Annotated in this window: 17 protein-coding genes; 8 read left to right on the plus strand and 9 right to left on the minus strand. The window is 37.1% G+C overall.

The window, feature by feature from the left end; translation table 11 throughout:
- Positions 1-45 precede the first annotated feature (45 nt).
- Positions 46-1,146, minus strand: coding sequence for a F0F1 ATP synthase subunit A (gene atpB / locus BUA72_RS16425; protein ID WP_034725374.1), 1,101 nt, complete (start codon positions 1,144-1,146; stop codon positions 46-48).
- 59 nt (positions 1,147-1,205) lie between these two features.
- On the minus strand, positions 1,206-1,577 hold the full coding sequence (locus tag BUA72_RS16430) for a hypothetical protein (protein WP_034725372.1): 372 nt from the start codon (positions 1,575-1,577) through the stop codon (positions 1,206-1,208).
- Positions 1,578-1,766: 189 nt separating this feature from the next.
- Here BUA72_RS16430 and ffh point away from each other — a divergent pair, with 189 nt between their 5' ends.
- Positions 1,767-3,128, plus strand: a complete 1,362-nt coding sequence (gene ffh, locus BUA72_RS16435) for a signal recognition particle protein (protein ID WP_034725370.1) — start codon at positions 1,767-1,769, stop codon at positions 3,126-3,128.
- A gap of 209 nt (positions 3,129-3,337) precedes the next feature.
- On the opposite strand, the gene BUA72_RS16440 is transcribed toward ffh, so the two are convergent.
- The 5 genes from BUA72_RS16440 to BUA72_RS16460 form a co-directional block, all read right to left on the minus strand.
- On the minus strand, positions 3,338-3,994 hold the full coding sequence (locus tag BUA72_RS16440; protein ID WP_052202564.1) for a porin family protein: 657 nt from the start codon (positions 3,992-3,994) through the stop codon (positions 3,338-3,340).
- A gap of 87 nt (positions 3,995-4,081) precedes the next feature.
- Positions 4,082-4,744, minus strand: a complete 663-nt coding sequence (locus BUA72_RS16445; RefSeq protein WP_047455485.1) for an outer membrane beta-barrel protein — start codon at positions 4,742-4,744, stop codon at positions 4,082-4,084.
- Between the two features lie 457 nt (positions 4,745-5,201).
- Positions 5,202-5,699, minus strand: a complete 498-nt coding sequence (locus tag BUA72_RS16450; protein WP_047455487.1) for a hypothetical protein — start codon at positions 5,697-5,699, stop codon at positions 5,202-5,204.
- Between the two features lie 144 nt (positions 5,700-5,843).
- Positions 5,844-6,509: a porin family protein gene (locus BUA72_RS16455; protein WP_052202565.1), complete on the minus strand. Its 666-nt coding sequence runs from the start codon at positions 6,507-6,509 to the stop codon at positions 5,844-5,846.
- A gap of 148 nt (positions 6,510-6,657) precedes the next feature.
- On the minus strand, positions 6,658-7,614 hold the full coding sequence (locus tag BUA72_RS16460; protein ID WP_034725364.1) for a PhoH family protein: 957 nt from the start codon (positions 7,612-7,614) through the stop codon (positions 6,658-6,660).
- Positions 7,615-7,750: 136 nt separating this feature from the next.
- Between BUA72_RS16460 and BUA72_RS16465 the strand changes: the two genes are divergently transcribed.
- The 4 genes from BUA72_RS16465 (at position 7,751) to BUA72_RS16480 (ending at position 10,533) form a co-directional block, all read left to right on the plus strand.
- Positions 7,751-8,578: an SAM hydrolase/SAM-dependent halogenase family protein gene (locus BUA72_RS16465; protein ID WP_034725363.1), complete on the plus strand. Its 828-nt coding sequence runs from the start codon at positions 7,751-7,753 to the stop codon at positions 8,576-8,578.
- A gap of 63 nt (positions 8,579-8,641) precedes the next feature.
- On the plus strand, positions 8,642-9,958 hold the full coding sequence (locus BUA72_RS16470) for a dihydrolipoamide acetyltransferase family protein (protein ID WP_072923958.1): 1,317 nt from the start codon (positions 8,642-8,644) through the stop codon (positions 9,956-9,958).
- A 27-nt stretch (positions 9,959-9,985) separates the two neighbouring features.
- Positions 9,986-10,177 (plus strand): hypothetical protein, encoded by a 192-nt coding sequence (locus tag BUA72_RS16475; protein WP_072923960.1) that lies wholly within the window; start codon positions 9,986-9,988, stop codon positions 10,175-10,177.
- Positions 10,174-10,533 carry a hypothetical protein gene (locus BUA72_RS16480; RefSeq protein WP_047455491.1) on the plus strand — a complete coding sequence of 120 codons (360 nt, stop codon included), beginning with the start codon at positions 10,174-10,176 and terminating at the stop codon, positions 10,531-10,533. Before BUA72_RS16475 ends, BUA72_RS16480 begins: the two co-directional genes overlap by 4 nt.
- Before the next feature lie 332 nt (positions 10,534-10,865).
- Here the strand turns inward: BUA72_RS16480 and BUA72_RS24855 are convergent, their stop codons facing one another.
- Together BUA72_RS24855 and BUA72_RS16490 are read right to left on the minus strand one after the other, a co-directional pair.
- On the minus strand, positions 10,866-11,018 hold the full coding sequence (locus BUA72_RS24855; protein ID WP_083544234.1) for a winged helix-turn-helix transcriptional regulator: 153 nt from the start codon (positions 11,016-11,018) through the stop codon (positions 10,866-10,868).
- 20 nt (positions 11,019-11,038) lie between these two features.
- The gene (locus BUA72_RS16490; RefSeq protein WP_072923961.1) at positions 11,039-11,323 is read right to left on the minus strand and encodes an NAD-dependent epimerase/dehydratase family protein; all 285 of its coding nucleotides are present in this window, start codon (positions 11,321-11,323) and stop codon (positions 11,039-11,041) included.
- 193 nt (positions 11,324-11,516) lie between these two features.
- On the opposite strand from BUA72_RS16490, the gene BUA72_RS16495 reads away from it, so the two are divergent.
- The 3 genes from BUA72_RS16495 (at position 11,517) to rpsR (ending at position 13,861) form a co-directional block, all read left to right on the plus strand.
- A complete protein-coding gene (locus tag BUA72_RS16495) occupies positions 11,517-12,869 on the plus strand; it encodes a chloride channel protein (RefSeq protein WP_072923963.1) in 1,353 nt (450 codons plus the stop codon).
- 315 nt (positions 12,870-13,184) lie between these two features.
- Complete coding sequence (rpsF, locus tag BUA72_RS16500) at positions 13,185-13,526, plus strand: 30S ribosomal protein S6 (RefSeq protein ID WP_034706729.1); 342 nt, start codon at positions 13,185-13,187, stop codon at positions 13,524-13,526.
- 32 nt (positions 13,527-13,558) lie between these two features.
- The gene (rpsR, locus tag BUA72_RS16505; protein WP_034706728.1) at positions 13,559-13,861 is read left to right on the plus strand and encodes a 30S ribosomal protein S18; all 303 of its coding nucleotides are present in this window, start codon (positions 13,559-13,561) and stop codon (positions 13,859-13,861) included.
- Positions 13,862-13,970: the final 109 nt, after the last annotated feature.

The raw sequence follows: 13,970 nt of genomic DNA on the forward strand, positions 1-13,970 counted from the left end.
TATATAATTTTAAAAAATTTGTTTTACTTTAATTTACAATTTCAATTAGTGAGCTGCATGATGTTCGTGCTCGTGCTCCTGTACTGCCATTCCGATGAACAAAGCTGATAACATCGTAAAGATATAAGCCTGTAGGAATGCAACCAATACTTCCAATAAATAGATCACTAACGTTAAGAACGGGAATGCAACACCAGCTGCGAAGTTCTTAAATACATAGATCAATCCGATCAAACTCATTACTACGATGTGTCCTGCCGTCATGTTAGCAAAAAGACGGATCATCAATGCGAAAGGCTTAGTAATCGTTCCTAACAATTCGATTGGCAACATGATCAGCTTCATAGGTACAGGTACTCCCGGCATCCAGAAGATGTGCTTCCAGTAATCTTTGTTAGCAGAGAACGTCGTGATTAAATACGTAAGGATTGCAAGGAAGAATGTCATGGTAATATTACCTGTAACATTGATTCCGAAAGGCATTAATCCTAATACGTTAAGGAATAAGATAAAGAAGAATACGGTTAACAGGTAACCCATAAATCTTTTATACTTGTGTCCGATGTTCGGGATCGCTACTTCGTCTCTTACGAAAATGATTAACGGCTCTAAGAATCTTGCTGCTCCTGTAGGAACTACTGATTTCTTGTAAGATTTAGCCATTCCAGCAAATACTACCAGCATAAAGACAGATACTAATAAAAGAATAAGTACACTCTTTGTAATGGAAAGATCTAAAGGTCTTTCGTTAGTAGGAAAACCATCTTCACCAAGTGTTAAAGTTCCTGCTGCATCCGTTTTGAAAATTTTCTCGTGGTGCAGTTTATAATAAGAACCGTCTACTTCAGTAGTTTCACCGTGCATGAAACCTTCTTTACTGTTGCTCATAAAAGCGTGGATTCCGTTATCATAAAAAATAACCGGAAGAGGGAATCCGATGTGGTGACCATCTTTATCCACCATCAATGTAAAGTCATGAGCATCCAACAAGTGATGATCGATGAACTCTTTGTTTTCTTTACTTGCTTTGTCTTTTTCTGAAAGCTCCTGTGCTGGAACTGTTCCGGCAGCAGCCTCACCGTGCTGTGCAGACACTAAGTTTAATACAAAAATACTGTAGAATAAAACTGCGAATTTCTTAAACATTGATAGGTTTTTTTCGTTGTGCAAAAATATAATATTTTTTCTATTTTCAATAAATAATTTTACTGTTTTTTGTCATGATTAATCAGCTTAATCGCATAGTAGGTAAGCAGCGTGGTCAGGACGAAATAAGGGATAATGAAATGAAATTTATAGCCTGGAATCACTTCAAAGTTCAATTTCTTCCTGATTAAGTACATTAAACCGAATTTTAAAAGGATCAAACCAATCACAGACAGCCCTAAAAATTCCGGCACTACTCTATTAATTAAAACAATCATTGTAATCATCAGCATAAACATTACACTTAAAAAAAGATAAAATTTAACAATAATAATCTCATCTAAGTGAAAAACAAATTTCCAAAGGGAAAAATGGATCAGAAATGTTAAAAAGAATAATACCGTAACTAAGATATTAGGATTTAATTTCATTATAAACTTATTTTCAACCTCTGTTTCTATGAGGTTTATTTTAACTGATCGCAAAAATAGACTTTTTCTATCGTATTTTCATACGATTTGATTTTTATCATTTTTTCTATATATATAATATTACGTGTCCGAACACTTTGCATATGCTAAAAATTCCTTATTTTTGCAAACCTATAATTTACAATAAATATGTTTAATAGTTTACAGGATAAATTAGACAAGGCTCTACATAATATTTCCGGACGCGGAAAAATCACAGAGATCAACGTAGCGGAGACCGTAAAGGAAATCCGTAGAGCGCTGGTAGATGCCGACGTTAACTATAAAGTTGCAAAAGATCTTACCAAAAGAGTTCAGGATAAAGCTTTAGGGCAAAACGTTCTTACTTCCCTTACACCGGGACAGTTGATGACGAAAATCGTTCATGACGAATTAGTAGAACTTATGGGAGGTTCTCAGGAAGGAATCAATCTTTCAGGGAAACCGTCTGTGATCCTTATTGCGGGTCTGCAGGGTTCCGGTAAGACTACTTTCTCCGGAAAACTGGCTCATCATTTAAAAACAAAAAGAGCAAAAAAACCTTTATTGGTTGCCTGTGACGTTTACCGTCCGGCTGCTATTGACCAGCTTAAAGTATTGGGAGGCCAGATCGGGGTTCCCGTATTTACAGAGGAAGGTTCTACTAATCCTTCTACCATTGCTGAAAACGCGATTGCTTTCGCAAAGGCAAACGGTCATGATGTAGTAATCGTGGATACCGCAGGACGTCTTGCGATTGACGAGCAGATGATGAACGAGATCAAATCCGTACATTATTTCATCAAGCCTCAGGAAACATTATTCGTAGTAGATTCCATGACGGGTCAGGATGCTGTAAACACAGCTAAAGCGTTCAACGATGCTTTGAATTTTGACGGTGTTGTTCTTACCAAATTAGATGGTGATACGAGAGGGGGTGCTGCTTTAACGATTCGTTCGGTAGTAGAAAAACCTATCAAATTCATCTCTACCGGTGAGAAAATGGAAGCTTTAGATGTTTTCTATCCGGAAAGGATGGCAGACAGAATCTTAGGAATGGGAGACGTTGTTTCCTTAGTAGAAAGAGCTCAGGAGCAGTTTGATGAGGAAGAAGCTAAGAAACTACACAAAAAGATCGCTAAAAACGAATTTGGTTTTGATGATTTCCTTAAGCAGATCAACCAGATTAAGAAGATGGGTAATATGAAAGACCTTATGGGAATGATTCCGGGGGTTGGAAAAGCCATCAAAGATGTTGAGATCAGTGATGATGCATTCAAACATATTGAAGCGATCATTTATTCTATGACTCCGGACGAAAGAAGAAGACCTTCTATCATCAATACCCAGAGAAAACAGAGAATTGCAAAAGGAGCAGGAAGAAAAATTGAAGATGTGAATCAGCTGATGAAGCAGTTCGAGCAAATGGGGAAAATGATGAAGATGATGCAGGGACCTCAGGGAAAACAGATGATGCAGATGATGAGCAAAATGCCAAACATGCCTGGAATGGGCGGAATGATGGGCAAATAATAAAGCTTACAGCCACAAGACATAAAAAAACTCTCAGAATTTCTGAGAGTTTTTTGTTTTGTTTTATCCTTAATTCGTTCTAAAAAGATGAATAAAGACACTCCTGATTTCTATCTTCGAACTTCAATAACTTCCCTCTTCGAGCTTCTGACTTCCCGACATTATGATAAAAAATGAAATATCTTATCCCGAACTCAGGTTATTTTATCTTATTTGAATTTGTATCCCAACCCGATCTGGAAGAAATTCATTTTCAATTTTTCATCGTTTACAGGATCTTTGATCATGTTCGTCAGTCCGAAACTGTAACGCGCATCTACGAATAATCCTTTGTATACGTTATAATCAGCTCCAAAGAAAAGTCCGAAATCTGTAGATTTCAAATTATCATTGAACGCTTTTTCAAGATATTCCTCTCCTGCACTGATCCCTTGAGGATTAGACATGGCTCCGCTCACCTCGATTTTTGCCGTCGTATTGGTTTTAAAACTCACATATGGACCTGCATAAATACCCAATTCCGGCGTTGCATAATACCTTGCGGATACAGGAATTACGATTCTGTTGAAGTTTAATTTTTCAGTGACAGAAACTCCTCCAGGCATTGATACCTTTGCTGTTCCTCCTAAATTAGCATATTCCACTTCTCCCTGAAGAGCAAATTTACTGTTCAGTTTGTGCTCAACCAAAGCTCCTACATAGAATCCGGATTTTGATTTTAAATCCCCTGAAATCCCTCCAAATTCAATGCTGTTTTCGTTAGAATTCAGTTTAGAAGAAGCATAACCTGCTTTTACACCAAATGTTGTCTGTGCATTCATGCCTGCAAAGAAAGCAAGCGCTGATGCCAATAAGATTTTTTTCATGATTATTATTAAAAATTTTATTTTTAGTGGTAAAAAAAGCCCTAAAATAAATCTTAGGGCTTTCTATTTTGATAAATGCTTTGTTAATTACTTAGCAAATACATATTTAACTCCGAAAGTTACAGCTGATAAATTCAATCCGAACTTGTAGTTGTTTACGCTTTTAGCACCATCAACATCAAATTTAGAAGTGTTGTATCCGAATTCACCGATAGTAGCTTCAATGCTCCAGTTCTTGTTCAAGAAATAATCTAAACCTGGCTTAATGTTAACTCCGATTGAAGTATAGTTAGCTTTAGTAGATGTAGATGTACTAGTTGTAGTAGATCCTGTAGTTGCAGTTGCGTTGATTTCGTTTTTCTCAGTACCGAATTCCATAGGAACTTCTAATTGACCGAAGATGTATAATTTGTCAGCAATAGTCCAGTATTTTCTTACGAAAGGAGCTACAACAAATGCAGATTTTGTACCTTCGTTTTCAGTAACTACAGTAGTACCACCAAAAGAATTAGTTACGCTAGTTGTAGTTTTATCGTTTTTGTAACCTACTCCTAAACCTACAGCTAAGTTTGTTCCTACAAAGTAACCTACAGTAGGGATAACTTTGAAGCTTTCAATTTTCTTGTCAGTATTGTTGTTCTCTTCTTGAGAATAACCTACTTGTCCTGAAATATATGCAGTACCTTTTGCAATCTGTGCATTAGATAAACCGAAAAGTGCAATTGCACCAGCTAATACTAATTTTTTCATTTTATAATAATTTTAATACTTTCTGATGGCAAATTTACAGTGGGTCCGGCTAATATTAAAATTTGTTAACGTGATTAATATCATTGATGAACATTGGTGTTTTCCGAAAATTAAACGTACTAATTATAGGATGTTGTTTTTTTCACAATATTTAGAATAAAAAATCTACAATTTATCACCAGAAGCGAAATATACTTAACTTTTTAGATTTTATAATTTCTTTTAAATTCATGTTCATTTCTGATTATTGTAAGTAATAATGCTCTAAAACGTTAATATTTAAGAGATTAGTCTTAAAATTAAACAAATGTTTATTATTTGAGATAAATTCACTATTCTTATCCATTAAACCTATGCATTCATCTGGAATACCTAATCATATCAGATATTCATTGGTATTCAAATAAAAAAACTCCAGCCAGAAAGCCAGAGTTTGTTGTATTTTCTTAATATTTCTTTATTTTAGGAAGAAATTGTATCCAATATTAATAGCCCCTACGTTCCAGCTGGCAGTATACCAACCATAGTCACGTCTGTTGCTGATCGTCTGATAACCTAAATACAGTTCACCTTTCTTCATCTGGTAACCAAATTTAGGTTGTGCATAGAAACCTCCGTCTACTCCATCTTTTACAGAAATCCCATATCCAAGATCCAATCCTACAAAGATAGGTGCTCCCGAGAATTTGTATTTTCCGGAAACCGCTACAGGAATAAACCCGAAATCATCAAAATTATCCTTTCCGAAGAAATGAGAATATCCTGTGGTAACCCCAAGGTCAAGGCCTTTCGTGATATTCCACATATAAGCAGCATCCACCCCTAATGTAAATGAAGATACATCGCCGGCATCTCCTACAGGAATACCAATGTGCCCTCCCAGTTTAAAACCTTCCTGCGCGTGTGCCGCAGTTCCTAACAGTGCAAAAGCACCTAGTAAAAATAGTTTTTTCATTATTTAAATAGTTTGATTGATACCACAAAATTAATAATTATTTTCTTCATTAACATAAAATTAACAAACTACATTCATTACAACAACAAAAAAGCGGGACAAAATTTTGTCCCGCTCTGTATCTTTTGTTAAGCTTCTGAAGAATTAGTTCCCTCCGAATTTGAAACCTATACCCACCTGTAAAAAGCTGTTAGTGGTTTTCTCACCATTCACAGGATTTTTAGCTAAGTTGGATACTCCCATATTATATCTGGCATCAAAGAATAATCCGTTTTCCAACGCATACTCCGCACCTAAGAAAGGAGCAATATTCAAAGTATTGGTCTGGTCTTTAATATCGGTTTCATCATCAGCACCAAGTTCTAATCCTGGGATTAGTCCTCCAAAATTTAAGTCAGTAACTGTTTTAGATTTTGCAGTAAGGATATATCCAAAACTTGCCCCTGCAGAAACTGATAAACCTTCAGTGATGAAATATTTGGCAGAAACAGGAACCAATAAAGTACCGAAAGTCATTTTGTTTTGAACTTTGATCAATTCATTGTCTTCATCCTCAACACTTTTGGATACTTTTCCTCCCAATTGAGAATATAAAACTTCCCCTTGTAAACCAAATTTATCACTGATTTTATACTCAACCATACCTCCCACATAGAAAGTATGTAATGGATCTGTGCTTTCTGATTCTCCGCTGCTTTTAAATTTAAGGGTAGATAAAGAATAACCGGCTTTAGGACCGAATCTTAGTTCCTGTGCGCTTAAGTTGGCGCCTAGTACAGCCAAAGCTGCAATAAGTAGATTTTTTTTCATGAGTTATTGTTAGTATTCGGTTGCAAAACTAATTCTTTTTTTTAAAACACCAAATAGTGGCTAAGAATATTCTCACAAACAAACAGTTCTAATTATAAAATTCACGAAAAAAAATTAATCCCAAAACAAACTTATATTCTTTCCTTCTTTAATCTTTAAGTCTTTTATCTTCCTCGTTGTAGGCTAAAATAATCTTCTTCACAACCGGATGTCTTACTACATCCTCTTCCGTAAGGTGTACAAAACCTATTTCTTTAACGTCTTTCAGAATTCTCATTGCTTCCTTCAGCCCCGATTGTTGTTTCGGTGGTAAGTCGATCTGGGTTGGATCTCCGGTGATGATGAACTTGGCATTCATCCCCATTCTGGTCAGGAACATTTTCATCTGGGCATGAGTCGTGTTCTGCGCTTCATCAAGAATCACAAAAGCATCATCAAGCGTACGACCTCTCATAAACGCCAATGGAGCGACTTCAATCACCTTTTTCTCCATAAAACCTTCCAGCTTTTCGTGAGGGATCATATCTCTAAGCGCGTCATACAAAGGCTGTAAATACGGATCCAGCTTCTCTTTAAGATCTCCGGGAAGGAATCCCAGGCTCTCTCCCGCTTCCACAGCAGGCCTTGTCAGGACGATTCTTTTCACTTCCTTATCTCTCAAAGCTCTCGCCGCCAAAGCCACACTGGTGTACGTTTTCCCCGTTCCTGCAGGACCAATGGCAAAAACCATATCCTTTTTCTCGGTTTCTTTAACCAGCCTTTTAAGGTTGGTGGTTTTAGCTTTAATGATCTTTCCGTTGACCCCTTTTACAATGATATCCTGATCAAAAACCAAATGTTTTTCATGCTCATCTTTGATGTTCAGAACATTTTCAACGTCTTTGAGGGCAATAGAATTGTTTTTGGAAATAAATTTTATGAGATCATCCAGTTTAAGTTTAAGTATGTCTAAAGCCTCCTGATTCCCCATCGCGAAGATGAAATGATCTCTTCCGGTGATCTTAAGCGTCGGAAAGCTTGATTTTAACAAATTGAAATATTGATTATTAACGCCATAGAAGGTCTTTACATCGACATCTTCCAAATCATATGTTAATTCAAACATGCAGTATTTTATTTTTATTAGATTTTAAAATTAAAGCTTTTTTTCAAATTTCTGTCAATTCTTTTCTACAATCTTTCGGGCATTCTTTTTATTTTAGATAACTTTGCAGTAAACACTATTATTCTACTACCAATTCATGTCAATTATTACCCTTACTTCGGATTTCGGACATTTAGATTACAGAGTCGCCGCTGTGAAAGGCAAGGTTCTGTCTCTAAACCCTAAGGTGAATATTATTGATATATCCCACGATATCCAGGCATTCAACCTTATACAGACATCGTATATCGTTCGGAATGCTTATAAATATTTTCCTAAAGGCACTATTCATATTCTGTCTGTAGACAGTTTTTATCATAAATCAAGAAAAAATATCCTGTATAAAGCAGACGGCTCCTATTTTCTGGCGGCGGATAACGGACTTCTGGGTCTTATATTCTTCGACATTAAACCGGAAGCCATCTATGAAATCACGCTGAACACCCGTTTTGACGACATCGTGAATTTCACTTCCACAGATGTTTTTGTCCCTGTGGCAGTCCATTTGGCTAATGGCGGGCTTCCTGAAGTCATCGGACGGAAGATAGATTCAGCCAAAGAACTTCTTTTCCCGAAACCGGTCTTCAATGAATCTGAAAAGATGATCATTGGGGAAGTCACCTATATTGATAATTTCGGAAATATAATCTCAAATATCAGTAAAGACTTTTTTGAAAGCACCGGTAAAGGCAATGAAGGTTTCACTATAAAATTCAGAAATTTAACACTTTCGCGCGTCTTTTCAAGTCATACGGAAGTGGTTTCAGACTGGGAAAGGGAAACAGAATTCCACGGACAGTCGGCAGCGATCTTCAATGACAGTCAGCTATTGGAGCTTACGATCTATAAAGGAAGTAAGAAAAACGGGGCTAAAAGCCTGTTTGGACTCAATGTAGGCGAGAATATTTATGTTGAATTTGTCTAAGATTATATATTTCATAAAAAAACCGATTTTTTTTATATATTTGTCAAAATCTAAAAATTAAAAATGGCAGAATACAAATTATTGCTTCCTTCCATGGGAGAAGGTGTTATGGAAGCGACGATTATCACTTGGTTATTCAATGAAGGTGATAATGTAAAAGAGGATGATTCCGTAGTTGAAATTGCAACAGATAAGGTAGATTCAGACGTTCCGACACCAGTTTCGGGGAAAATTGTAAAAATCCTGAAACAGAAGGACGAGGTTGCTAAAGTTGGTGAGGCCATTGCCATTTTAGAAATTGAAGGAGAAGGAGGAAATACAGCATCAGAAGAAGTGAAAACAGAAGCTCCTGCAGCTGCTCCGGACACTGAAACGTTAAAAACCATTGAAGAGCCGTTACAGGCTGCAGCCAATGTAGAATTCTCAGGAGATATTTACCTGTCGCCGTTAGTAAAATCTATCGCACAGCAGGAAAACATTTCTGAAACTGAGTTGAAGTCTATCAAAGGAAGTGGTTTAGAAGGAAGAATTACAAAAGAAGATATATTAGCGTACGTTTCCAACAGAGGAAACCAGCCGGCTCAGCAAGCAGCTCCTGCACAACAGGCTGCTGCTCCAGCAGCACCAAAAGCTCCTGCTTCAGCACCGGTTTCTACGATTTCTACAGCCGCAGGCGATGAGATCATTCCAATGGACAGAATGAGAAAGATCATTGCTGAGAACATGGTGAAAGCAAAACATATTGCTCCACACGTGACTTCTTTCATCGAAACAGACGTGACCAACGTTGTAAAATGGAGAAACAAGCATAAAGATATTTTCGAGAAACGTGAAGGTGAAAAACTGACGTTCATGCCGATTTTCGTGAAAGCTATTGTAAAAGCTATTCAGGATTTCCCTATGATCAATGTTTCTATCAGTGGTGAAAACATCATTAAGAAGAAAAATATCAACATCGGTATGGCAACTGCTTTACCAGACGGAAACCTTATCGTTCCCGTTATTAAAAATGCTGATCAGTTATCCCTTTCAGGTTTGGCTAAAGCGATCAATGACTTAGCGTACAGAGCCAGAAACAAGAAATTAAGACCGGAAGATACACAGGGTGCTACTTACACGATTTCTAATGTAGGAAGTTTCGGAAACCTTATGGGTACGCCTATCATTCCTCAGCCTCAGGTAGCGATTTTAGCTATTGGTGCTATCGTGAAGAAACCTGCAGTTCTTGAAACTAAAGATGGTGACGTGATTGCGATCCGTCAGTTGATGTTCATGTCTCACTCTTATGACCACAGAGTAGTAGACGGATCTTTAGGTGGAATGATGCTTAAGCATGTTCATGACTACCTTCAGAACTGGGATCTGAACACAGAAATATAAAAACAAACTTATAATCTAAATAAGAGCATGAAAAACGCAACATTAATTGCCATGATTTCAGTAGGAGTCATTATCCTTATTGATCTTGTTCAAATTATATCCAGTTTTTTTGAGTTCTACTCCATGGGCTTATTTAGATTATTCGGCATCTTAAACCTGATTGCTTTTGTCGGGGTATTACAGTTCTTTGTGAAACTTTACAATAAGCAAAAGGAATGAGTCCGGAACTGAGAGAGCTGTTTGAGATCAAACAGGAAGACAAAGAGAAAAAGGTCAGTCAACCCACTGATCAAAATGTTAAAAATCATATTTTAATACGTCTTGCTGTTGTTATCATCGGAACACTTGGTTTTGTTTTTCTAATCAACATTAATGAATCACAGGGATGGGAGGTAGTGGCTTTGCTTATATTTATGGCCATTTTCCACGCAGTCTGGCTTCTTTATATTATTATTGAGACCGTGATTCTGCAGAGTAAAAAAAAGCTTATTCTCAGGAATATTAATCTTGTTTTTATTCTTATTTTATTATTAATTTATGGTATCGGGGGTATTTTCCTTTTCGGATTCGCCTGATACTCAAACATACAACGTAAAAAGCTTCCTCCAGGAAGCTTTTTTTTATTTTAATGATCATGCCTGTGATCTTTCAATTTTAAATCTTAAGGCATTTGTGAAAATGTTTTGTTTCACGCAAAGATTGATGTAAAATGCTTTTTAGTTCGAGCAAAGCAAAGGCGGCGGCATAGCTGCTGATGAAGCTGCCTGATATAACATCCGCTTAGTCAAATCAATGCAATTGATTCCCCGCTTTGTATTTCTTAAAGCATGCATTATCAGAATCAAACTTTGCGTTAAATAAATAAATGTCTTATTATTCTCGTTTCAAACTGCCAATCACTTTTCCTCTATGCATTTCCCCCCCAATTGATCAGCTCCATAATTAACGGCTTTAATGATTTTCCGTGCTCTGTAAGCTCATATTCTGCCTGAGCCGAATAGATTGAAGTCCTTCCGATGAGCAGGTTTGTTTCTAACTTTTTAAGCTCAATAGAAAGCATCCGATCTGTGATCTGACCGATCAATACTGATCAACCATGCTGTTGACCAGTTCTGATATCTGTTCCTTCGCACCCGGAATGGAGGTATCAGGATGTACAATGTATACTTTATCCATATTCTTCAAGGCCTGATCATAAGATGTAAGATCGTTCCAGTCGAAAAAACGGGTATCTTCATTCACTTCATCTTTTACACGAACTGTAGAAAAGACGGTATATCCAAGCGTTTTCAATTTCTTTACCACACGGCGGCCGTTTTTTCCACCACCACCAATTACCAGGATATTTCCATTTATTGTTTTCATATTTTTTTAATTTAGAGTACAAAATTATGTCTACTCAATGTATCACAATGCTTAACTATCATCGAGTATAGTGCTCTTTCATTCTATTTTTTCAATCAGCCATTATTAAATCGGCTTATTTTTTACAGCAGATATTTTCAGATACCATCTAATTTTCCTATTTTTCAGTTCAATAAAATGTCCCGGTCCACAAATGCTGAAAATTTTCTACCTCTTACGAAAAGGCCTTAAAAAGTCTTTCGACAACATAAGAAACGAACAACTGAAGAACAATCTGCTTCAGGCGATTCCTTTCTGGATCGGTTCAGTGATCACCGGTTTTTTTGCAGTGATGTACGCCAAGATATTCGCATGGGGAGAGCATCTGCTGAATTTCATCATGAACTGGCATGCGTGGATGATCTTCATCATTGCTCCTATCGGTTTTGTGCTTTCGTGGTGGCTGGTAAAAGAATTTGCCCCGAATGCTAAAGGAAGCGGAATTCCACAGGTTATGGCCGCTGTAGAGCTTGCCAATCCAAAGGAACATACAAAAATCAGAAGCCTTTTAAGCCTTAAAATCATTGTTTTTAAAATCATTTCATCTGTTGTTCTGGTTATCGGCGGCGGAGCTGTAGGACGTGAAGGACCAACGATACAGATAGCAGGTTCTGTATTCCGGAAGGTCAATGAATATCTACCCCACTGGTGGCCGAAAATCTCTAAGAAAAACATGATTATGACCGGTGCAGCGGCAGGACTTGCAGCGGCATTCAACACACCTTTGGGAGGAATTGTATTTGCGGTAGAAGAACTTTCAAAAACACATATCAACTATTTCAAAACAGCATTGTTCACGGCTGTAATCATTGCGGGTTTAACAGCTCAGACTTTGGCGGGTTCCTATTTATATTTAGGCTACCCGAAAACCAATGATGTTTCATTAATGGTGATGTTTCCTATTATTCTCGTAGCCGGAACTGCCGGAATTCTGGCCAGCCAGCTTTCTGTCATGATGCTCAAAATGAGTGACTGGAAGAAAAGAAAACTGAAAACCGACCAGGCCAATGTTATTTTTCTTGTGATCTGCGCACTGTTTATCGCTTCTATAGCCTATTTCATCAACAGAGAGATTCTGGGCTCCGGAAAGGAAATTATGGAGCGTGTTCTTTTCACAAAGGATAAGCATGAAGAATGGTACGTCCCGATCTTAAGAATGCTTGGCCCTGCCCTTTCTTTTACATCAGGCGGTGCAGGCGGAATTTTTGCGCCAGCGCTTACAGCAGGTGCCAGTATTGGTTCCGTGATTTCAGGTGCTATTCATTTGACCCCAAACGAAACCAATGTCGTGATCCTCGCCGGAATGGTCGCATTTCTTACCGGAATTACAAGAGCTCCGTTTACATCTGCTATTATTGTCCTGGAAATGACGGACAGACATTCCCTTATTTTCCACCTTATGCTGGCGGGAATGGTTTCATCCATAGCTTCTATTCTGGTAAGCAGACATTCTTTATATGATGTGATTAAGGTGAATTTCCTGACGGAGATCAGGGAGAAGGAGTAGTTTTGGGATATGTGTTGTCTTTTGCTAGTTGCTGGTTCGTAGCAAAAAGGTTGATATAGCAATTGTACTATGTCTATGATCTTGATTAAATGCTTCGACCTAATATCTCCCGACTCTTACAGTTTAAAATTCACCATTAATATCCCTAACTTCAATTTCAACCTTAATCTTAACATCTGATGTCTGATGTCTGATGTCTGATGTCTGATGTCTGATGTCTGAAATCTCCCTACAATTATCCACCAAAGTATTGCATATTCCAAATATATTCTCTAATTTTGCACCTCGAAATAATTAACAAATTCATTTAACATTATGAACAATTACGAAACTGTTTTCATTTTAACTCCCGTTCTATCTGATGCTCAGGTAGAGGAAGCAGTGAAAAAATTTGAAGATCTTTTAAAAGAAAAGAACTGTGAAATCGTTGCCAAAGAAAACTGGGGATTAAAAAAACTAGCTTATCCAATTCAATTGAAAAAGAATGGATTCTACACTTTAATCGAGTTTAAAGGTGAAGGTACTGTAGTAGCTGATTTAGAATTAGCATTCAAACGTGACGAGAGAGTAATCCGTTACCTGACTACAAAACTTGACAAGCACGCTGTTGAGTATGCTGTAACTAGAAGAACTAAAATCAAAGCGGCTAGAGCTTAATTATTAACCCTATTTTTTAAAAAAGACAAGACATGGCAATAGATGAAATGGCTAAACAAGCCTCAGCTGGAGGAGAATCAGAAGTAAAATTCCTTACTCCACTTGATATCAATACAAAATCTGAAAAGAAATATTGTAGATTCAAAAAATACGGAATTAAGCACGTTGATTACAAAGATGCTGACTTCTTATTACAATTCGTAAACGAGCAAGGTAAGATCTTACCAAGAAGATACACTGGAACTTCTTTAAAATATCAAAGAAAAGTTTCTGCTGCTATCAAAAGAGCAAGACACCTTTCTTTACTACCTTACGTAGCTGACTTATTGAAATAAGACAAAAAAAATAAATAGAAGAAGAGGGCAACCTCTTCTTTTGTTGCTGAATAAATAATTTAATTCTAACGATTTTTAGAGAAAAGACGTAAGATAAAAAGATAAAAGA

It is taken from the genome of Chryseobacterium sp. OV279, assembly GCF_900128945.1.
Lineage (GTDB): Bacteria > Bacteroidota > Bacteroidia > Flavobacteriales > Weeksellaceae > Chryseobacterium.